Origin of the sequence: Gymnodinialimonas sp. 202GB13-11 (genome assembly GCF_040932485.1) — a bacterium.
GTDB lineage: Bacteria > Pseudomonadota > Alphaproteobacteria > Rhodobacterales > Rhodobacteraceae > Gymnodinialimonas > Gymnodinialimonas hymeniacidonis.
This window is the reverse complement of record NZ_JBFRBH010000001.1, coordinates 1,273,464-1,293,394: the sequence shown is the minus strand read 5'-3', so window position 1 is coordinate 1,293,394 and position 19,931 is coordinate 1,273,464. Positions and strand designations below refer to the sequence as shown.

Sequence of the window (19,931 nt, the reverse complement as noted above, 5' to 3'; positions counted from 1 at the left end):
GGCCAAGCTGCAAGGAGGCCCGTCAAGAGCAGAGGAGGGCGCGCTTCGCCCGCCCGGTTGCGCGGGTTAGCAAACCGTTAACAAGAAGACGAAAACCGTTTCCGGTCAACAGATTGACCCACTTGCTCACGCGTGAGCAAGCGCCTCAAACGCCAAACAGCGCCCCATATTTCGCATCCAGATAATCCAAGAGCGGCGCTTCGCTGATCGCCCCGCCCGTGGCGTGCATGATCGTCTCGCGCGGCGTCCTCAAAGCCCCATGGCGCTGCAAATTCTCCCGCAGCCACGCCAGCGCCGCCGACGGATCCCCTGCCTCCAGTTGCGCATCCAGATCCGGCACATCCCGGCGCAGCGCCTCATGCAGACAGCCCGCATAAACGTTGCCCAAGGAATAGGTCGGGAAGTAGCCAAACAGCCCCACCGACCAATGCACATCTTGCAACACGCCGTTTGACGGCTTGTCGACTTCCATCCCGAAATCTGAAGCAAAACGCGCGTTCCACGCCTCCTCCAGATCCGCGACCTCCAGCGAGCCACCGAACAGCTGCCGTTCCAGATCGAACCGCAACATCACATGCAGGTTGTAATGCACCTCATCGGCCTCGGTGCGGATAAAGCCGGTTTCCACCCGATTTATGACTCGCGCGAAGTCGTCGGCGCTGGCTGAAAGCGCCCCGAAATGCGCCTCCATCCGACCATACAAATACCGCGTGAACGGCACAGAGCGCGCCAGCTGGTTCTCATAAATCCGGCTCTGGCTCTCATGAACGCCCATCGACACACCCTGCCCCAACGCCGTCAGGCGCAGATCGGCCGCGATGTTCTGCTCGTAGCAGGCATGCCCGACCTCGTGGATCGTGGAATAGAGACAGCCAAGGGGTTCAGCCTCGTCCACCCGCGTGGTGATCCGTACATCCGCCCCCGAGCCTGAGCTGAACGGATGCACCGCCAGATCAATGCGTCCGATGTCGAAATCATACCCGAACACGCCGGCAACCTCAGCGCTCAACGCCAGCTGAGCCTCCTTCGCAAACCGCCCCTCCAGAGATGAGGGCATCTGCGCCCCGGCCAACCGGTCCCGCAGCGCAACAAGTCGCGGCCGCATCCGATCAAACAGCGCCGCGATCTCGGCGGCATTCGTTCCGGGCTCGTAATCCTGCAACAGCGCATCATACGGATCACCGCCATCGGCGATCGCAGCCGCTTCTTCGCGGCGCAGCGCGACAACCTGCTTCAGGGTCGGCAAGAACGCCGCCACATCATCGGCGGCGCGCGCCTTGGCCCATATCCCCTGACTGACAGAGGTAAGACGCGCCAATTCTGCTGCCAGATCGGCAGGCACCTTGACTGAGCGCTCATACCCGCGCCGGATTTCGCGCAGATGCGCGGCCTCGACCTCATCACGCGGCTCAGCCTGCGCGAGCCAATCGCCAACTTTCGGGTCCGTCCGGCGTGCGTGTAACACGGTCTCCAGCGCCGCCATCTCTTCGCCGCGCTGCTCGGCTGCGCCGGGGGGCATCATCGTCTCCTGATCCCACCCAAGACGTCCCATCACCTGCCCAAGGGCGGCGCTGGTGCGCTGGTGCGCCAGCAGATCATCAATGGCAGCCATCAGGCAGCTCCTCTCACGGATTGCGGTAAGGGATAACGCGCAAGGAAGCGGGCGCGCAGGATTAGGGTAATCAGAACAACCGCGCCGAACTGGTGCAGGATCGCCAAGTACCACGGTGAGGAATGCATGACCGTCACGATGCCCAGAACGATCTGGCCAAACATCATCACACCCACCCAATCGAACGCGCGCTTGGTCGCGGCACGGGAGGAGCGGCGCGAGGCAAACCAAGCCCCGATCCCGAACAGGAGCAGCACGTAGCCCGTGATCCGGTGGATGAATTGCACCGTCCCGTCATTCTCGAACAGGTTGCGATACCACGGCTCCAGCACCCACATGTCCGGCGGCGTGAAGGCGCCTGCCATCAGCGGCCAGTCGATGTAATTGCGGCCCGCGTCAATGCCAGCCACCAGAGCTCCGATCAGGATTTGAACAAAAGTCAGGTGCAACAGCCCCGTCGCCATGCCGTTCAGCTTGCGATCCCCATCGCGCCGCGCGGTCATCAGCTCAGCCTCCTGCCGCCCAAGTGTCAGGATATACCAGGCCATCAGCGCAAGGATCACGAAGGCCAGTACCAGATGCACTGCCAATCGGTAGGACGCGACATCAAACATGCCCGGCGCAAGGCCGGAATGCACCATCCACCATCCGGCCAGCCCCTGAAGGCCGCCAAGCGCGCCCAACAAAAGCAATCGCCCTGACCAGCCGGTCGGAACCGATTTCGTAGCCAACAACCCCAGAAAACCAACGGCCCAGACAAGCCCAAGGAACCGCGCCCACTGCCTGTGGCCCCATTCCCACCAATAGATGAACTGGAACTCCGGCATCGTCATGCCCCGGTTCTGTTCCTGATATTCCGTGGTGGCGCGGTAGGCCTCTAACTCAGCTTCCCAATCCGCGTCATTCAGTGGCGGGATCGCCCCGCTGATCGGCGCCCATTCAGTGATCGAAAGCCCGGAATCTGTAAGTCGCGTCAGGCCACCCACGGCAATCTGGACCACAACCATCACGAACAGGATCATGATGAAGATCCGCACAAGCCGCCGCCCGCGCCCCCGATCGCCGGTCACACCGCCCGGCGTTGCTGCGGGCTTTTGCGTCTCGCTGACCTCTTCGAAAATGCTGCGTCCACCGGCCATTGTCGTCCCTCTTCGCTCTTGCCCGAAGACCTAACCCGCGCCCCCGGCCCCTTCAAGCGCCCGCGACACCGGGCCGCCGCCGATATGCTCACCCCGTCTTCCATGTGATCAAAATATCCCCGCCGGAGGCTCCACCCTCTCGCCACGTGGCCCGGCGGATACGAAGCATATCCATCGCCCGGCATATCCCAGATTTCCCTTGGAAATCTGCCCCGGCGACGGCGCAGCCGGCGCAATCCCTATTTGTGATCCTTGCGCTTGCCTTCCGCCCATCGGCCCATCTGGCGCAACACGCCATGCAGCGTCTGCACATCCGCCCGTGTCAGACGCAAACGCCCCCACAGGTTGCGCAGGGTCAGCTTCATGCTGTCGGCCTTATCGGGCGGCCAGAAGAAGCCAGCCTCTTCGAGTTGCGCCTCGTAATGATCCCCCAAGGCGGCAACTTCGACTCCATTGGCAAACTCCGTCTTTGCCAATTCCATGACTTCCGGGGCCACATCCACCGATTGCCGCCGCCATTCATAGCCGCACAACAACACGCATTGGGCGAGGTTCAGCGACGGAAACTCGGGGTTTACCGGGACCGAAATGATGGCATCCGCCCGCGCGATATCGGCATTCTCAAGGCCCGCGCGTTCGGGTCCAAACATCACGCCAACCTTGCCACCCTCAGCCGCAATGGCACGGGCCTGTTCCATGGCGCGTTCCGGCGTGACCACTGGCTTGGTCATCCCGCGTTCGCGCGCAGTGGTTGCAAAGACATAGGTGCAATCGGACAGAGCGCCCGGCACATCCTCAAACAGCCCCGCCTGATCCAGAAGCCGCCCTGCCCCGCTCGCCAAGGCCACGGCACGTTCATTCGGCCATCCGTCTCGCGGGGCCACGACGCGCATGTGATCCAGCCCGAAATTCCACATCGCGCGAGCCGCCGCACCGATGTTTTCGCCCATCTGGGGGCGGACGAGAACGAAGGCGGGCTGGCGTGGGCCATTGAGGGTGTCAGTCATATGCGCCGCTTAGCCAATGGCCCGCCACGCCGCAAGCCATTGCCCCGGTCGCGCGTGGCGGCTATCAGCCTCAAAACCCGCTTGGCAGGAGAGCGCCATGGCCACTGACGACCAATCCGCAGATCGCCCGCAGATCTACCTCATCACTCCGCACAGTTTCGATCCCGCGGCCTTTGCACCGCAACTTGCACAGGTGCTTGATGGAACCGAGATTGCATGCTTGCGCATGGCCTTGGCCGGGGATGATGAAGACAGTCTGGCGCGCGCCGCAGATGCGTGCCGTGAAGTTGCCCATGCGCGTGATGTGCCCTTGGTCATCGACCGCCATATCCAGCTGGTAGAACGACTTGGCCTCGATGGCGTGCATCTGCCTGATGGCGCGCGCTCCATCCGGGCAGCCCGCAAGGCGCTTGGAGCCGATGCGATCCTTGGCAGTTTCTGCGGGGCCTCGCGCCATGACGGGATGAACGCGGGCGAAGCCGGATCCGATTACGTGAGCTTCGGCCCGGTGGGCGAAAGCAGCCTAGGCGATGGGACCATTGCCGAGGCAGAGCTGTTTGCCTGGTGGTCGCAGATGATCGAATTGCCGGTTGTGGCCGAAGGTGCGCTGGATGTGGAGCTTGTCGCGGCCCTTGCGCCGGTGACGGATTTCTTTGCCGTCGGGCCGGAGATTTGGGGGCAGGACGACCCGCTCGCGGCACTGCGCACGCTTCTGGCGCCCCTCGGCTAAGTCAGCGACGTTCCGGTTTCCAGGCCGTGGCGCACGGCCTCTTCAGCAGCCTTCGCAAGTGCCTTTCGGTTGCTGGACGCCGTTACGGGCAATGGCGCGTGATACACGACCTCCACCCTGCCCCGGCCCGGTGTGGCGAGGATCTGCAACAGGCTTGGCCCGAAATCCATGTCACCCCACCAGCCATAATGGCGCGGATTGGCCCCCTTCGGCGCGTGATAGCGCAGGCTGACCGGTTGAACCGAAATCTCGCCCTGCAAGCGGTCCGAGAAAAAGGCCGCAAAAAGCGTCGTCTTGAACGGCAGCACCTGATGGCCGTCAGTTGAGGTGCCTTCGGGAAAGAACAGAAGCTGATGGCCTGCGATCAGACGATCCTCGAACAGCTTGGTTTGCGCCGCAGCCTCCCGCCGGTCACGCCGAATAAAAACCGTGCCCGTCCCCAGCGCCAGCCAGCCAACGCCCGGCCAACCGCTGACCTCGGCCTTTGCCACGAAGTAGAGCCGCTTGCAGGCGTTCAGCACGAAGATGTCGAGGAAGGAAACATGGTTGCTGACATAGGCCCCGGCCTCGCGCATCGGCTGGCCGATGACTTCACGCCGCAATGACAGGAACCGACAGGCCCAGATACAGACGAACTGAGTGATGTAAGGCGTGATTGGGCGTTTCAGCCCCCAGATCGCGCGCTCAGGCAGGCGCAGGATCAACAGGAGTGGGAAACAGATCAGAAGCAGGATAATCAGCGGCCCGCCGCGCCACAGGATGCGGAGCCAGTCCAGAGCGCCAATGCGGCGCGGCGTGGGCGGCTCTTGCCCGTACCATGTGCCGTTCATCGGGCCGCCCCACGCTCGTAAATCGTGCGGTGCGTGTCGGACATGCGGGCGACATCCATCACAAGACAGACGTCGATGCAATTGAATGATCGGTCGATATAAGCTCCCTGCCCGACAAAGCCGCCAAGGCGCAGATAGGCCTTAATCAGTGCGGGCATTTGGCGGATCGCGGCCGGGCGGTCGAGCTCCTCGGATGCGATCAAATCCATCCTCTGAAAGCCATCTTCCCGGGCCGTTGGGCGGATATCATCGGGGGCCAGATGGCGGTGGTGCAGCAACGAGAGCTGCGACGCCAACGGGGCCGGATCGAGGCCATGAAAGCTCGCCACGCCAAACATCAGCTCAATCTCATTGGCGGCGATGTAATCGGCCAACCCGTTCCAGAGGTGCATCATTGCAGCCCCGCCGCGATAGTCCCTGTGCAGGCAGGAGCGACCCAATTCCAGCAAGCGCCGACCTGAAGCATGGAGAACGCTCAGATCGTATTCATCCTCGGAGTAGAAGCTGCCCGCACGCTTGGCTCCATCGGCACGCATCAGACGATAGACGCCGACCACCCGATCATCGACCGCCCTGCGATTGTCGAGCAGCAGAAGATGTTCGAAATAGGGATCGAACCGGTCGGCCTCGATCCGTTGATCGTGGTCGACAAGCACACCGTCCCCGCCCAATTCCTCCACGAACACCTGATACCGCAGGTGCTGCGCGGCCAGAACATCCGCTTCATTCGCGGCCAGGCGCAACTCGAATTGGGGCTCGTCCATGGGCATGGTGCGAGGGTTTTCCTCGTAGCGCTTGGGGCATTGGCGCGCAGGGTTAAGCGGAGGCAGGCTCATTTGCAAGCAAGCACGATGCAAGCTGGACGCTCGGATAACCTCAACGTTAAGCTCGCGTTAACCACTTTCCACTAACGCTGGGGTGGAATGTTATGAGGGATCGACGATGACCAGACCCACGACGCGGCCATCCAGTACGACCTTGCCCTCATTCTCGAAGTTGACCGTCACCTTACCGCCGATGTTCGATTGCACTTGTCCAATGCCCCAATCTGGTGCGGCGGGATGTTGAACGTACATTCCAGGCTCAAGGATCGCCGTGATATCGGATGCGTGTATATCTCGTTCCATGAAATCAAAGGACCTTTCCGCCATGCTTGACGCGCATTCACACCTGCCGACCAAGCTGGCAGATCTGGTCGCTTCGCGGCTGTGCCATGATCTAGTTAACCCATTGGGCGCAATCGGCAATGGGGTCGAGCTTTTGGAGATGACGGGCAAGGCCGATGGCCCGGAAATGGAATTGATCCGCGACGCCGTCAAAGCCGCAGAGGCGCGTATTCGCCTGTTTCGGCTGGCCTTCGGGGGGGCAGTCGCGGACCAGTCCACAAGCAACCGCGAAGCACGTGAGGCGGTTGAAGGGTATTTCAACCAGAGCCGGATCATGGGGCATTGGCGGATTGGGGGAGACCGCCCGCGTCAAGAGATCAAATTGCTTATGTTGATGCTACTTTGTGCCGAAACGGGCCTGCCGATGGGGGGTGATCTTTACCTGCAAGGCGATGGGGAGAGAGCCCTGATAGTCGAAGCCCACGGACCACGGCTGACCATTCACGACGATCTCTGGTCCGTTTTGCCCGCCGGTGAAGTGCCAGAGGAGGTGAACCTCAAACCTTCGCAAGCGCAATTCGCTGTTGCAATCCATGCGGCCGCGGCCCTTGGATTGTCTCTGGCTTATGAAGTGGCCGAAGGGTACGTCCGCCTCGCCGCGCGTTAGAGCGCCCGCAGTCCTTGCCGAAAGCGGCGCATGTTCTGCCTGTAATGCTCGGCTGACGCCAACAGCCCCGCGCGCGCCGCCTCGTCCAACTCCCGCACGACCTTTCCTGGCATCCCCATGACAAGCGAGCCGTCGGGTATCACCTTGCCTTCCGGGATCAGCGCACCGGCCCCAATCAAGCAGCCTGAGCCGATCACAGCGCCGTTCAAAACGGTCGCGCCCATCCCAATCAGCGACCCCGCACCAATCGTACATCCATGCAGCATCGCCTTGTGACCAATCGTGCAATCCGGCCCGATGGTCAGCGGACACCCGGGGTCAGTGTGACAGACCACGTTTTCCTGAATATTCGAGCCGCGCCCGACGCGAATTTCCTCGTTATCGCCACGCAGCGTGCAGCAAAACCAGATGCTTGCGCCTTCCTCCAGCACCACATTGCCGATGACATTGGCATCAGGCGCAACCCAGGTATCGTCCGCGATCTGGGGGCTGACGGCGTCGAGCGCGTAAAGTGTCATGGGCTATCCTCGAATTCCGACTGAAGCGTGCGGACATGATCCATCAGGGCGGGCTGTTGGCTGGCCTTCATCCGCTCGGCGGTCACGATGGTTTTCAGATGCGCCTCTGTCGCATCCAGATCGTCATTGACCAGCACATAATCATAGCCGTCCCAATGGCTGATCTCATCCCAGCTTTTCTGCATCCGCTTTGCGATGACCTCCGCATCGTCCTGCGCGCGGCTTTCCAGACGACGACGCAATTCGGCGATGGACGGGGGCAAGATGAAAATCGAAAGCACATGCGGGGCCAACGCGCTTTTCTGGATCTGTTGCGCGCCTTGCCAATCAATGTCGAACAAGATGTCACGCCCGGCTTCGATCGCGTCCGCGACCGGCCCCATAGGCGAGCCGTAGAAATTGCCGAAGACATGGGCATGTTCCAGCATCTCACCATCCCGGACCATCGCCTTGAACCGGGCCTCATCCAGGAAATGATAATCCTTGCCGTCAACTTCGCCGGGCCGAGGGGCGCGGGTGGTTGCAGAGACACTGAAGGACAAGGTCTCATCCCACGCCATCAGACGGCGCGCCAAGGTCGACTTCCCCGCACCGGACGGAGAAGACAGGATAATCAAAAGCCCGCGGCGCGATGTGTCTGGCATAGTCATTCCACGTTCTGAACCTGTTCGCGCATCTGATCGATGGTCAGTTTCAGGTCAAGACCGATCGCGGTCAGCGCCGCATCACCGGACTTGGAGCAAAGTGTATTGGCCTCTCGATTGAACTCCTGCATTAGGAAATCCAGCTTGCGCCCGACCGCGCCACCGCCTGCAATCAGGTCACGCGCCGCTTTGACATGGGCGCGAAGGCGATCCAACTCCTCTGTCACATCCGCTTTTACGGCCAAAACGGCCAATTCCTGTGCCAGTCGGGCCTCGTCGACCACCTCCGTCGCTTCCAGCAACTCGGCCACCTGTTGACGCAAGCGCGTGCCTGCGGCGGCAGCGCGAAGTGTTGCTGTCTCTGACGCAGCTTCGGTCAGCTCTGCGATGCGGTCCAGTTGCGCGGACATGACCTGCGCAAGAGCCGCGCCCTCGCCCCTGCGCATGTCCACGAAGGCCGCAATCAGCGCCTCAGCCTCAGGCATCAGGTTGGACACTTCTGGCACATGGAGCGTGTCTGACGCCTCGAACACGCCCCTCAGCGCTAGAATATCTGCGGCTGAAGATGCAGCCAAAGCGCCGTCTGCACGTTCTTCGACAGTTGCCAACGCGGCGAGCGCTGCATCCAGTGCTTCGGCCTGCAAAGCCAGAGCGGCACCGCCAGCGGCCCGCTGCAATTTGAGCGACAGTGAGACGTTTCCGCGTGTTAGAGCTTTTTGCAGAGCGGCCCGCAAAGGTTGTTCCAACGCGCCAAGACCATCCGGCAAACGCAGGCGCAGATCGAGGCCGCGCCCGTTCACGCCGCGGATTTCCCATTGCCAGCTCAGCGGCCCGTCCGACCCATCTGACGCCGCAAAGGCCGTCATCGATGCAAGACCTTTACCCACCATGTGCGCCCCTGAACCCATTAACCATCCCGCCAGTCTCCCCCTGCCCATACAATTTTATTCAGTGTATTTGAAAAAGGACAGGAACGCCGACTGTGGTCAAGCCAAGGCGCGTTCTTATGGGGGCAACGACCAGTACGATAACGCGATTTGGCGGAGGCCGACCCATGACCGATACCTTGATGCACGCCAATGGCTTCGAGCGCCTCGATGCCCGCTGCCTTTCGATGCTGCGCCACTGGGATAACCTGCGTGCGGGTCGTACTGTTCCGGGGCGGGTTGAAATCAATCCCGCAGACATCCCGCAATTCCTGTCGCGTATCTGCATTCTCGAACGTCCACGGGCTGGAACAGTTCGGATCAGGCTGTCGGGGGCATCCCTCTCAAAACGGATGGGGATGGAGCTGCGCGGTATGCCGTTTCGCGCCCTTTTTGACATTGATGACCGGGCAAAGGCACTGGATGCGGCGGAAACGGCGATCACCACACCTGCGATAAGCATCCTGTCGCTGGATCTTCAGCGGCAATTTGGGGCGCGCCACGAAGGCCAGCTTTTGATCCTACCACTTGCGGACACACGCGGCACGTTGAACCGCGCCATCGCGCTCTATTCGGAAGCAGTTGTCACAACAGCACTCGACGACTTGCGAGGGCGATTCCGCATCTCTGAGGTCTGGAGCCACGACATTCCCGAAAAGGCTGACCTGCCCGGCCTCGCATCCGCGCGCGCCCTTGGCGATGCGCCAAAGGCGAAACTGGTCATGCCCCGAAAAACACGGGCCCCCAAGGGCCCCGCCCTTGCACGCGTTGAGGCGCGCCGGATGGAGCACCACGCGCGACCAGTGTTTCAGGTAATTGAAGGTGGCAAGGCCTGATAGCGCCTGATCGCGCGCCCCTCAAATGAAGGGCGCGCTGATCGTTTATCCGGCTGCGCGCAGCGCCTCACGGCTGGCGGAAAGCTCTTCAGCCACCAAGAACGCCAGTTCCAGAGACTGTGACGCGTTCAGACGCGGATCGCAGGCCGTGTGATAGCGGCTGGACAGATCCTCATCGGTTACAGCACGGACACCGCCGGTACACTCGGTCACGTCCTGACCGGTCATCTCGAAATGCACACCGCCCGGCACGGTTCCCTCAGCGCGGTGCACCGCGAAGAATTCCTGCACCTCACGCAACACGCTGTCGAAGGGCCGTGTCTTGTAACCGCTGTCGGACTTGATCGTATTGCCGTGCATCGGGTCACAGGACCAGACAACAGGATGGGCCTCTTCCTCAACCGCGCGGATCAGCTTGGGCATGTGGTCGGCCACATTACCGGCACCGAAGCGGTTGATCAGCACGATCCGGCCCGCTTCCCGGTTCGGGTTCAGCGTGTCGAGCAGTTCCTTGAGGTCCGAGCGCGAAATAGACGGGCCACATTTGATGCCGATCGGGTTCTGCACGCCTTTGCAGAATTCGACATGGGCACCATCGGGCTGCCGTGTGCGGTCGCCGATCCAAATCATGTGGCCGGACCCGGCCAGCCACTTGCCGGACGTGGAATCGAGACGGCACAGCGCCTCTTCATATTCCAACAGCAGAGCCTCGTGCGAGGTGTAGAAATCCACCTGACCCAGTTCATGGGCTGTGCCCGGTGTGACACCAGCAGCCGTCATGAAATCAAGCGCGTCCTGGATACGGTTGGCCATGTCTGCATACCGCTCAGCATCACCCATATCAGTGAAGCCTAGGGTCCAGGAATGGACGCGGTGGATGTCCGCGAAACCACCTTTTGAAAACGCTCGCAACAGGTTCAGCGTGGCCGCGGCTTGCGTGTAGGCCTGCAGCATTTTCTGCGGATTCGGGATACGGGCGGCTTCGGTGAAATCCAGCTCGTTAATGATGTCACCCCGGTACGACGGCAACTCCACCCCGCCCACGGTTTCAGTGGGTGCGGAACGTGGCTTGGCAAACTGACCGGCCATGCGCCCGATCTTTACCACCGGCACTTTCGCGCCAAAGGTTAGAACGGTCGCCATTTGCAGCATTACTTTGAAGGTGTCGCGGATATTGTCCGCCGAAAATTCGGAGAAGCTCTCAGCGCAGTCGCCGCCTTGCAGGAGGAAGCCTTCGCCACGCGACACGGCGGCCAGTTCATTGCGCAGCGTGCGCGCCTCTCCGGCAAAAACCAGCGGGGGGTATTTCCCCAGCTGTGCTTCGACTTCGTGCAGGGCGGCTTCATCCAAATAATCGGGCATCTGCACGCGCGGTTTGGCGCGCCAATCCGATTTCGTCCAGGTCGTTGCAGAGGCCATTCTCGTCTCCATCTCCAAGGGTCGGCCCCCTCTCTACACAAGGCCCTTGCCGCTTCCAATCCCGCATTTGGCAAAAGTGTGAGCGCTCACATAAACAATTGTGGGATTGCACCGGCTCGAATTTGGTGATTTCGATTTTTCCGTTGGGGTGAAGCTCGGATCAACCGATGCCACCCAAGGGAGACCTGCGCATGACGGATGCTACCGCAAGAACACGCCCGGGCGACGGCCCCAAGCGGTTCGTCTTCGTATTGCTCAACCAGTTCACCATGCTCTGTTTCTCCTCAGCGGTGGAGGCCTTGCGGATTGCCAACCGGATGTCGGGGCAAGAGCTCTATCAATGGAGCCTTGCGGGCGAAGGCGGCGAATATGCGCAAAGCTCCGCCGGTATCTGGTTTCGGCTCGACACTGATCTGGATGAGGTTCGCCGCGAAGATGTGATCTTGCTGTGCGGTGGCATTGATGTTGCCGGCGCAACGACGAAACGGCTGCTGAGCTGGCTGCGGCGCGAGGCCCGGAAAGGCCCCGTTATCGCGGGGCTTTGCACGGCGGGTTATACGCTGGCCAAGGCGGGTTTACTGGATGGCAAGCGTGCGACCATCCATTGGGAAAACCAGGACAGCTTTGCCGAGGAATTCGAAGAGGTCACGCTGACCAAATCAGTGTTCGTGGTGGACGGAAACCGCATCACAACGGCCGGCGGCACGGCGTCTATCGACCTGATGCTGAAGCTGATTGCGGAGGATCACGGGGAAGAGCTCGCCAATCTGGTGGCAGACCAGCTGATCTACACCTCCATCCGCACCGATCAGGACACGCAGCGCCTTTCAATCCCGACGCGCATCGGCGTGCGCCACCCGAAACTCGGCGCAGTGATCCGCATGATGGAGCAAAATATCGAGGATCCGATCAGCCCCTCGCAACTGGCCGAGGATGTGGGCATGTCCACGCGGCAACTCGAACGCTTGTTCCGCCGCTACCTGAACCGCTCGCCCAAGCGCTATTATATGGAGCTTCGGTTGGGCAAAGCGCGCAACCTGTTGATGCAGACGGATATGAGTGTGATCAACGTGGCGCTGGCCTGTGGCTTTGCCTCACCTTCGCACTTCTCGAAGTGCTACCGCGCACATTACAACACCACGCCTTACCGCGAACGCGGCACCCACGCGGCACGTCTGAAAACGTAGCTCAGAACAACGACAAAAGCGGTGCGAGGCTGGTGTTCATCAGCATATGCAACACCACCAGATCATCCTCACGTTCGTGGATCATCAAAAGCAGGTACAGATAACCAGTGCCGCCGTCGTGATAGGCCAGGATTTCGCGCCGAAAGCCGTTCTCCAACGGCGACAGCATCATCACCTCGACCTCGGTCAACGGATCTCGCAGTGCGTTCCGCATCTGGATCTCAAGCGCCATGATCTCGCCCGTGTCCATTTGACTGGTATCAGCGATACGCGGCAACAGGGTCTGTATGCGAAGGTCCGAGACGAGCGGATCAACCTCGGCCCGCATGGCGTTGTAGTTCTCAAAAACGCCGGGTGTTGCGAGGCCGGTTTGGGCGGACGCTTGCGTGGCAAGTAGTGCCAGCGCTGCGGCGGTGATTAATCTGCGGAGCATTTCGTATCTTCCCTTTGGGGTGGAGATTAGACCGTCTTCATACGCGCGGCCCGACCGCCCCGCCTGCGCGCATCGGGGGCTTGTGACAAACCCTCTGTCAGCACGGCCTTCATAGGGTGATCATCCGGTTCTGCCCGGTGCTTGTCCAGCAAAGCTGTGATGGCTGGCTTCGGGTCCGGGGAAGTAAGGCTTAACGCCCAATCCACAAAGATTGACCGACACTCAGAGGCCGTGATCCCGTCGATGCGAAACGCCTCACGGATCAGGTTCTTCGGATCATTTGGGTCATCCTCACGCATCCGCAGGATCCTTTCCAGTTTCGCCTAGAATTTCGCTGACCCTAGTGGCTGCATGACCCCGCAACCTGTCAAGCTGCGGCACGAGAGCGTCCAGCTCCGTCACTTCCAGCAGGCGCAGCAGAAAACTGACGCCGCCTGCACCAACCGTTTCGGGCGAAAGCGGCTTTTCAGTCAACAGCCGCGCGCCTTGCAGGAGCGTGCTGAAAACCCTGTGCGCCTCCCTTAGATCGCGGGCAGCATCGACTGGCAGCAACCCGGCCTCAACGGCGTTCGAGATCTGTGCGGGCGGCTGACGGCTGGCGCTTCCTGCCGCAAGTGCAAGGGCCTGCGCACACAACGCGATATCCTGCAAGCCCCCGGGCCCGTCCTTCACAGCCCACGTATCCCCGGCCCGGCCAGCCTTGGCGAGGCGCGCGCGCATGTCTGCGGCGTCTTCCAGGATCTTGGCTGTGCCTGAATTCCGCGAGGCAATCACATCGCACCGCACCTGTTCCACATCGCGGGTCAGTGTCGCATCGCCCGCCACAACACGCGCGCGGGTCAGGGCCATATGCTCCCACGTCCATGCCTCTTCCCGCTGATAGCGGTCGAACGCGGCAAGCGAAGTGGCCACCGGCCCCTGTCCGCCGGACGGGCGCAGGCGCATGTCGACTTCGTAGAGTTTGCCTTCGCCGGTCAGGGCACTGAGCGCCGTTATCAGCGATTTCGTCGCTTTGGCGAACCAGCCCCGCGGGTCCAGCGGACGCGGGCCATCTGTCAGTTCAACATCCCCCGCGTCGAAGATCACAATCAGGTCCAGATCTGACGTGGCAGTCATGGACGTGGTCCCAAGGCTGCCCATCGCCAGAACGACCCCGCCGCGCCCCGGGGCCGGTCCGTGCCTGCGCGCGATCTCGGCACAGACGCATGGCCAGAGCGACGCGACGATGGCCTCTCCGATATCGGAGTATTGTTGTGCCGCGACATCCGCACCGATCAGCCCGCGCAGCATGTGCACGCCAACCCGGAAGTGCCATTCCTTTTGCCAGCGCCGCGCAGTGTCGAGTTGCGCCTCATAGTCGAGAGGTGTGAGCGCCGCTTGCAGGTCTTGGGTCAGTCCTTGGGCACCGGGCCAGTCCGCAAAGAATTGCCCGTCCAACACCGCATCCAAAACGCGCGAATGGCGCGAAAGGTAGGTGGCAAGGCCCGGAGAGGTGGCGCATATGTCCGCAATCAAATCGACCAGACTTGGGTTCGCCTCAAACAACGAGAAAAGCTGAACGCCCGCAGGAAGGCCGCGCAGAAAGCCATCGAAATTCGTCAGCGCCTCTTCGGGGCGATCAGAAGACGCAAACCGGGCCAGCAGATCGGGTTTGAGGCGTTCGAAAATACCTTGCCCGCGTTCGGAGCGGAGCGCCGGATAGCCCGGCCAACGGGCCACAATGGCCTTCGCATCCTCGCTTAATTCGGGCGCAACTTTCGCACGGGTCTTTGTCTCGTAGAGGTCGCCGGTGATCTGATCGACAGCGTTCAGGCGCGCCTCAAGGGCTTCGCGGTAGCGGACCGTATCCCCCTCGCCGCTCAGGCGGGCCAGCCGGTCGAACCCTTCATCGGACTTGGGCAGGCTGTGGGTCTGCGCATCGTCGATCATCTGCAGGCGATGCTCGACTTCCCGCAGCGCAGAATAATGATCCGCCAGATCACCGGCCACATCCCGCGTGATCCAGTCAGCGCGCGCCAAGGCTTGCAGGGCTTTCACGGTGCGCGGCTGGCGCAGCGCAGGATCACGCCCTCCGGCAACGAGTTGCCGGGTCTGGGCAAAGAACTCGATCTCTCGAATGCCACCCGGCCCCAGCTTGATGTTGCGCCCCTCCAACGCCTGCGAATGCAGCCCCTTATGGTCGCGGATGCGCTGGCGCATATCCATGGTCTCCGCAACCGTCGCGAAATCCAGATGCTTGCGCCACACGAAGGGTGTGAGGGTTTCAAGGAACCTCTGTCCGGCCTCCACATCCCCCGCCGCTGCGCGCGCCTTGATGTAGGCCGAGCGTTCCCAAGTGCGCCCCTCTGCCTCGTAATACCGCTCAGCCGCCGCCATGGAGATGCAGACAGGCGTCACGCTCGCATCGGGCCGCAGGCGCAGATCGGTGCGGAAGACATAGCCCTCCGCCGTCGCATCATTCAGGCTGGCCGCCATGGCGCGGGTTGCCTTGATGAAGGCGGCGCGGGCTTCCATCTCTTCGGCGGGGCCGTCAAAGCGGGTCTCATCAAACAGGCAGATCAGGTCGATATCGCTGGAGTAATTCAACTCCCCCGCACCCATCTTGCCCATCGCAAGCGCAACCATCCCTGCCCCGTCGCGCAAGGCGTCTTCCTCGGTCATGCCGGGCAATTTGCCCCGACGCGCTTGGGCCGCGACATGGATCGCCAGCGCTGCCGAGACACACGCATCGGCAAAGTCTGTCCAGGCCTGCGTGACCGTGGCCAACCCCCAAACACCCCCCAGATCAGCAAGGCCCACGATCAGCGCGGCCCGCCGCTTGGCCTGCCGCAGACCGGAGTTGAGGCTGCCTACGTCCAGATTGCTCGTTTCGGTAATCAACTCTGCAATCACATCCTCAGGCTGCTTGTCGAAGGCATGAGACAGCCAATGACCCTCTTTCGCCATCAAGCCAGCGAGGTAGGGCGACGACCCGCCTGCACCCGCAATCAACTCAGCAAGTTCCGGCGCCAGATGTGGGACGGCGGCCAAAGCCTCCTTCCCCCGCTCCGGGGCGAACGCGATAGGTGCCCGGCTAAGGCGTGCGGCGAAGCTCATTTTCTGCCCTCTTGTGACCGAGTGCGATCCTTGTAAGGTCCGGCGGGATTGGCAAGCAGGTGATCATGTCGAAATCGTTGAAAAGAGTAAAACGGGCGCTGGAAGAGGCGGGCCAGAGCGTGGACGTGCTGGAAATGGCGGATGGCACACGCACGGCAGCCGAGGCGGCGGCAGCGGCAGGATGCGAATTGGACCAGATCGCCAAGTCGATCATCTTTCGTGCGGAAACCAGTGGCGAGGCCGTTTTGTTCGTGACCGCCGGTGGCAATCAGGTGGATGCGGCCAAGGCAAGTGCCGTGGCGGGCGAACCGTTGGGCAAGGCCGATGCCGGGCTGATCCGCGCACAAACGGGCTTTGCGATTGGCGGCGTTGCTCCCATCGGACATCTCAACCCGATCCGGGCATGGTGGGATCCACGGCTTTCCGAGTTCGATCTGGTCTATGCGGCGGCAGGTACACCACGCCACATTTTTCCAGTCGCTCCCGATGCGTTGCAGGCCATGTCGGGTGCCGAGACAGCGGATTTCGTCAGCTAATCGCCCGCAGCACCGATTGCGCGGCCCGCAGGCCCGGCGCGTCGCCGCCTTTGCCCAGTCGCACCATCGTCTCTTCCATCGCGGCGGTCTGACTGGACGGATCATCCAAGACATCGAGCAGCCCTGCCCGGATCAGATCAGGGCGGCAATTCTCAGCCAGGAATTCAGGGACGGTTCGCGTCTCGCTCACAAGATTGACCAAAGTGACTGTGTCCACCCGGATCGCGCGTTTCACCAAGGCGCGAGTGATCCAACTGAAGTCATAGGCGATGACCATCGGCGTGTTGCTGGCGGCCAATTCGAGCGACACGGTTCCCGATGCAGCCAGCGCCACGTCCGCCGCAACAAAGGCTGCGCGTTTGGTAGGCAGGTCCGTCGCGTCCACAATGAGCGGCGGGTTGGACCAACCCTGTGTCAGTTCCGCGACCGTTTGCCGGATATGTGGCAATGTAGGCAAAACCAGCCGCGCGTTAACGCCAGACAATGCCTCACCAAAGACAGGGGCGAGACGGGAAACCTCTGACCGGCGCGACCCCGGCAGGACAAGGATCAGAGTCTCGCCGCCTGCGAAGCTATGCGCCGCCCGAAATGCGGCGGCTTCGTCTACTGACGCAACCGGCTCCGCCACAACCGGGTGGCCCACGAAATCACACGTCATCCCCGCCGCTTCCATATACGGCGGCTCAAACGGCAAAAGCGCCAGCACATGATCAACCACCTTCGCCATCTTCGCCGCCCGCCCCGGGCGCCAGGCCCAGACCGACGGCGCAACATAGTGGATGGTTTTGGTCTGGGGCCGTGCCGCTTTGACCTGCTTGGCAACGCGTAGGCCAAAATCAGGGCTGTCGATGGTGATCAACGCATCCGCGCCTGACGCAATCGCCGCCTGAGCCGTCTCGGCTATCCGACGCTTCAACTGCCGATATTTGGGCAGCACCTCCGCTATGCCCATCACCGCGAGTTCTTCGTATGGAAAAAGCGAGGCCATGCCTTGCGCGGCCATGTCGGGGCCACCTACGCCCCGTGCGATCACATCCACGCCCGCGTCTGTAAAGCCCGCCAGCAAAGCGCCCCCCAAGCGGTCGCCCGAAGGCTCCCCCGCAACCAGGAACAACTTTAGCGGCGCGCCCACGTCACGGACCCGCCCACAGGCTCAAACCTGTCTCGGCACAGGCGGCCTCAATCGCCGGTCGGTCCAGCAACATGACTTCACCGGGCGCAACTTCGATGCCAGACAACCCGGCCACAGCTGCCTGACGGATCGTCTCAGGGCCAATCGCGGGCATGTCCATGCGCAGATCCTGCCCGGCTTTGGGGCGTTTGACGAACACACCACCCGATCCCTTGGCCGTCTCGGCCACGAACCGGAGCATCGCTTCAGTGCCTTGGAGAGTTTCAATCCCAAGAACCTGACCTTTGCCGACGACAGCCCCTTGGCCAACATCCAATGGCCCCAGCGCATCCAGAACCGCGCGTCCGCGTGCGGCGTCGTCTTCCCCTACCGGAGCACCGAAAATCACACCTGCAGGCACAACAAGGTCAGGGCGAATGTCATGGGCCGCAACGATTGAAAAGCCTTCGCTCTCAATCACGCCCACGACCGCCCGCAACAGGGCATCATCGCCCTGCCCCATGGCCTGCATGAGCATCGGCATCTTCGCAGCGGTGAAGGGATCAAATGCCACCGGATCCAAAGCCGGACGGCCCATCGCACCGGCCAGACAAACCTCAGTCACATCCTTGGCGCGCAGATCATCAAACAGCTTTCCAAGCTGCTCAAACCGCGCCTTGATCGGAGGCCCCTTGTGCCGTTCGATCACTGTGCCCTTGAAGTGAACGACATAGGCCATCTCGGCCTCCAGCAGGAGGCGGGGCAAGGCGCCGTCACCGGCTAGAATGGCACGCATCACATCACTCCGGCGTCAGGTAGGATCGGTCGCTTTCGCCCATGACGAAATCAACGATGTCGCGCACATAGTCGCTGTCGATTTCGTCACTGTCGCCAAGGCGCCGGGCACGTTCTTGAAACGAAGCACCCTCGCCCTGTTTCAGCGCCTGAAGGGCCGCGCGCAGGGCCGTAATATCAGCCTTGGCCACGCCACGACGTTTGAGACCCACAAGGTTCAGCCCGTCCAATCGGCCCCGCGGTCCCTGAACAAGGCCGTAGGGGATTACGTCATTTGTCACCATGCTCAGCGCACCAACGATAACGCCACGTCCGATGCGCACGAACTGATGCACACCCGAAAGGCCGCCGAGGATAACGTCGTCACCAACAATGCAATGACCGGCCAAGGCGGAGGAGTTCACCATCACAACACGGTCGCCCACGATACAATCATGGGCCACATGGCAATTGGCGAGGAACAGACCATCATCGCCGACTTTGGTGACACCGCCACCGCCTTCGGTCCCGGTGTTCATGGTCACGCCTTCGCGGATGCGATTGCGCTTGCCCACGATCAGGCGGGTCCGTTCGCCGCCGAACTTCTTGTCTTGTGGAATTTCGCCGATGGAGGCGAAGGGGAAGATCTCGCAACCATCGCCAATCTCGGTCCAACCGGCGACGACAACGTGGGATTTCAGCACAACGTCCGCACCGATGGTCACTTCGGGGCCGACCACGCAAAACGGGCCAATGTCGCAACCGGGCCCGATTGAGGCTCCGTCTTCAACCACCGCTGACGGGTGAACACGCGCAGATGGGTCAACCGCCATCAGGCGGCTCCTTGCGGCAGATCCATCATGGCCGTGAAGCTGCACTCGCAGGCCAACTCGCCCTCAACCTCGGCGCGACCTTCGAATTTCCAGACCTTTCCACCGGGCTTGCCGCGCAGGGTCGTAACTTGAAGCTCAAGCACGTCGCCGGGCACCACCTTGCGGCGGAATTTGCAGCTGTCGATCCCCATGAAGTACACGAGGAAATTCTTGTCCGCCAAATCCGCCGACACGCCGACCATCACCGCCGCCGTTTGCGCCATCGCTTCCACGATAGTGACGCCAGGCATGATCGGCACACCCGGAAAATGGCCCTGAAAGTGTGGCTCATTCACGGTGACGTTCTTGATGCCTACCGCAGATTTGAACGCTTCAATGTCGCGCACCTTGTCGATCAGAAGGAAGGGATAACGATGCGGCAGAATGCGCTGGATCAGGTCGATATCGGCTGTGGTCTGAGGGTCGACCGTCATGGTTCTGCTCCGGCATTAGGGCGTTGTTCGCGGTGGCCTAGCAACTCCGCCCGC

General features: G+C 61.7%; 22 protein-coding genes. 5 read left to right on the top strand and 17 right to left on the bottom strand.

The genetic code is table 11. The annotated features are described in order from the left end of the window. Positions 1-145 precede the first annotated feature (145 nt). The 3 genes from V8J81_RS06445 to V8J81_RS06435 form a co-directional block, all read right to left on the bottom strand. The gene (locus V8J81_RS06445) at positions 146-1,612 is read right to left on the bottom strand and encodes a carboxypeptidase M32 (protein ID WP_368474924.1); all 1,467 of its coding nucleotides are present in this window, start codon (positions 1,610-1,612) and stop codon (positions 146-148) included. Further along, positions 1,612-2,751, bottom strand: a complete 1,140-nt coding sequence (gene ctaA, locus V8J81_RS06440) for a heme A synthase (protein ID WP_368474923.1) — start codon at positions 2,749-2,751, stop codon at positions 1,612-1,614. Before ctaA ends, V8J81_RS06445 begins: the two co-directional genes overlap by 1 nt. Positions 2,752-2,990: 239 nt before the next feature. Continuing rightward, positions 2,991-3,758, bottom strand: coding sequence for an RNA methyltransferase (locus tag V8J81_RS06435; protein ID WP_368474922.1), 768 nt, complete (start codon positions 3,756-3,758; stop codon positions 2,991-2,993). 97 nt (positions 3,759-3,855) lie between these two features. On the opposite strand from V8J81_RS06435, the gene V8J81_RS06430 reads away from it, so the two are divergent. Next, positions 3,856-4,488, top strand: coding sequence for a thiamine phosphate synthase (locus V8J81_RS06430; protein ID WP_368474921.1), 633 nt, complete (start codon positions 3,856-3,858; stop codon positions 4,486-4,488). Here the strand turns inward: V8J81_RS06430 and olsA are convergent. The 3 genes from olsA to V8J81_RS06415 all read right to left on the bottom strand — a co-directional run bounded on the left by olsA (position 4,485) and on the right by V8J81_RS06415 (position 6,445). Continuing rightward, positions 4,485-5,318 carry a lyso-ornithine lipid O-acyltransferase gene (olsA, locus tag V8J81_RS06425; RefSeq protein WP_368474920.1) on the bottom strand — a complete coding sequence of 278 codons (834 nt, stop codon included), beginning with the start codon at positions 5,316-5,318 and terminating at the stop codon, positions 4,485-4,487. The two genes, V8J81_RS06430 and olsA, sit on opposite strands and share 4 nt — an antisense overlap. Then, positions 5,315-6,088: an L-ornithine N(alpha)-acyltransferase gene (gene olsB / locus V8J81_RS06420; RefSeq protein ID WP_368477607.1), complete on the bottom strand. Its 774-nt coding sequence runs from the start codon at positions 6,086-6,088 to the stop codon at positions 5,315-5,317. The genes olsA and olsB overlap by 4 nt, the downstream gene beginning before the upstream one ends. A 156-nt stretch (positions 6,089-6,244) precedes the next feature. Further along, a complete protein-coding gene (locus V8J81_RS06415) occupies positions 6,245-6,445 on the bottom strand; it encodes a DUF3553 domain-containing protein (protein ID WP_368474919.1) in 201 nt (66 codons plus the stop codon). Between the two features lie 22 nt (positions 6,446-6,467). Between V8J81_RS06415 and V8J81_RS06410 the strand changes: the two genes are divergently transcribed. Further along, positions 6,468-7,091, top strand: a complete 624-nt coding sequence (locus V8J81_RS06410) for a histidine phosphotransferase family protein (protein ID WP_368474918.1) — start codon at positions 6,468-6,470, stop codon at positions 7,089-7,091. On the opposite strand, the gene V8J81_RS06405 is transcribed toward V8J81_RS06410, so the two are convergent. From V8J81_RS06405 to V8J81_RS06395, 3 genes are read right to left on the bottom strand one after another with little or no spacing between them, the layout of a single operon-like run. Then, positions 7,088-7,609, bottom strand: a complete 522-nt coding sequence (locus tag V8J81_RS06405) for a gamma carbonic anhydrase family protein (protein ID WP_368474917.1) — start codon at positions 7,607-7,609, stop codon at positions 7,088-7,090. The two genes, V8J81_RS06410 and V8J81_RS06405, sit on opposite strands and share 4 nt — an antisense overlap. Further along, a complete protein-coding gene (gmk, locus tag V8J81_RS06400; RefSeq protein WP_368474916.1) occupies positions 7,606-8,259 on the bottom strand; it encodes a guanylate kinase in 654 nt (217 codons plus the stop codon). Before gmk ends, V8J81_RS06405 begins: the two co-directional genes overlap by 4 nt. Next, positions 8,256-9,119, bottom strand: a complete 864-nt coding sequence (locus V8J81_RS06395; RefSeq protein WP_368477606.1) for a YicC/YloC family endoribonuclease — start codon at positions 9,117-9,119, stop codon at positions 8,256-8,258. The genes gmk and V8J81_RS06395 overlap by 4 nt, the downstream gene beginning before the upstream one ends. Before the next feature lie 188 nt (positions 9,120-9,307). Between V8J81_RS06395 and V8J81_RS06390 the strand changes: the two genes are divergently transcribed. Continuing rightward, positions 9,308-10,015: a PAS domain-containing protein gene (locus tag V8J81_RS06390; RefSeq protein WP_368474915.1), complete on the top strand. Its 708-nt coding sequence runs from the start codon at positions 9,308-9,310 to the stop codon at positions 10,013-10,015. 45 nt (positions 10,016-10,060) lie between these two features. Here the strand turns inward: V8J81_RS06390 and V8J81_RS06385 are convergent, their stop codons facing one another. Next, entirely contained in the window at positions 10,061-11,434 is a 1,374-nt protein-coding gene (locus V8J81_RS06385; RefSeq protein ID WP_368474914.1) for a class II 3-deoxy-7-phosphoheptulonate synthase, read from the bottom strand. Positions 11,435-11,625: 191 nt separating this feature from the next. On the opposite strand from V8J81_RS06385, the gene V8J81_RS06380 reads away from it, so the two are divergent. After that, on the top strand, positions 11,626-12,621 hold the full coding sequence (locus V8J81_RS06380) for a GlxA family transcriptional regulator (protein WP_368474913.1): 996 nt from the start codon (positions 11,626-11,628) through the stop codon (positions 12,619-12,621). Position 12,622: 1 nt separating this feature from the next. Here the strand turns inward: V8J81_RS06380 and V8J81_RS06375 are convergent, their stop codons facing one another. Genes V8J81_RS06375 through glnE form a run of 3 tightly spaced genes read right to left on the bottom strand, consistent with a single transcriptional unit; the run spans position 12,623 to position 16,150 of the window. After that, positions 12,623-13,054: a hypothetical protein gene (locus V8J81_RS06375; RefSeq protein ID WP_368474912.1), complete on the bottom strand. Its 432-nt coding sequence runs from the start codon at positions 13,052-13,054 to the stop codon at positions 12,623-12,625. Between the two features lie 26 nt (positions 13,055-13,080). Next, on the bottom strand, positions 13,081-13,353 hold the full coding sequence (locus tag V8J81_RS06370) for a hypothetical protein (protein WP_368474911.1): 273 nt from the start codon (positions 13,351-13,353) through the stop codon (positions 13,081-13,083). Continuing rightward, on the bottom strand, positions 13,346-16,150 hold the full coding sequence (glnE, locus tag V8J81_RS06365) for a bifunctional [glutamate--ammonia ligase]-adenylyl-L-tyrosine phosphorylase/[glutamate--ammonia-ligase] adenylyltransferase (RefSeq protein WP_368474910.1): 2,805 nt from the start codon (positions 16,148-16,150) through the stop codon (positions 13,346-13,348). The genes V8J81_RS06370 and glnE overlap by 8 nt, the downstream gene beginning before the upstream one ends. Positions 16,151-16,215: 65 nt before the next feature. Between glnE and V8J81_RS06360 the strand changes: the two genes are divergently transcribed. Further along, positions 16,216-16,686 (top strand): YbaK/EbsC family protein, encoded by a 471-nt coding sequence (locus V8J81_RS06360; RefSeq protein WP_368474909.1) that lies wholly within the window; start codon positions 16,216-16,218, stop codon positions 16,684-16,686. On the opposite strand, the gene lpxB is transcribed toward V8J81_RS06360, so the two are convergent. The 4 genes from lpxB to fabZ are packed head-to-tail and all read right to left on the bottom strand — an operon-like array spanning position 16,679 to position 19,877. Then, entirely contained in the window at positions 16,679-17,818 is a 1,140-nt protein-coding gene (lpxB, locus tag V8J81_RS06355; protein WP_368474908.1) for a lipid-A-disaccharide synthase, read from the bottom strand. The genes V8J81_RS06360 and lpxB overlap by 8 nt on opposite strands. A gap of 1 nt (position 17,819) precedes the next feature. Beyond that, positions 17,820-18,593 carry an LpxI family protein gene (locus tag V8J81_RS06350; protein ID WP_368474907.1) on the bottom strand — a complete coding sequence of 258 codons (774 nt, stop codon included), beginning with the start codon at positions 18,591-18,593 and terminating at the stop codon, positions 17,820-17,822. 4 nt (positions 18,594-18,597) lie between these two features. Next, positions 18,598-19,404: an acyl-ACP--UDP-N-acetylglucosamine O-acyltransferase gene (gene lpxA / locus V8J81_RS06345; protein ID WP_368474906.1), complete on the bottom strand. Its 807-nt coding sequence runs from the start codon at positions 19,402-19,404 to the stop codon at positions 18,598-18,600. Then, complete coding sequence (gene fabZ, locus V8J81_RS06340) at positions 19,404-19,877, bottom strand: 3-hydroxyacyl-ACP dehydratase FabZ (protein ID WP_368474905.1); 474 nt, start codon at positions 19,875-19,877, stop codon at positions 19,404-19,406. Before fabZ ends, lpxA begins: the two co-directional genes overlap by 1 nt. Positions 19,878-19,931: the final 54 nt, after the last annotated feature.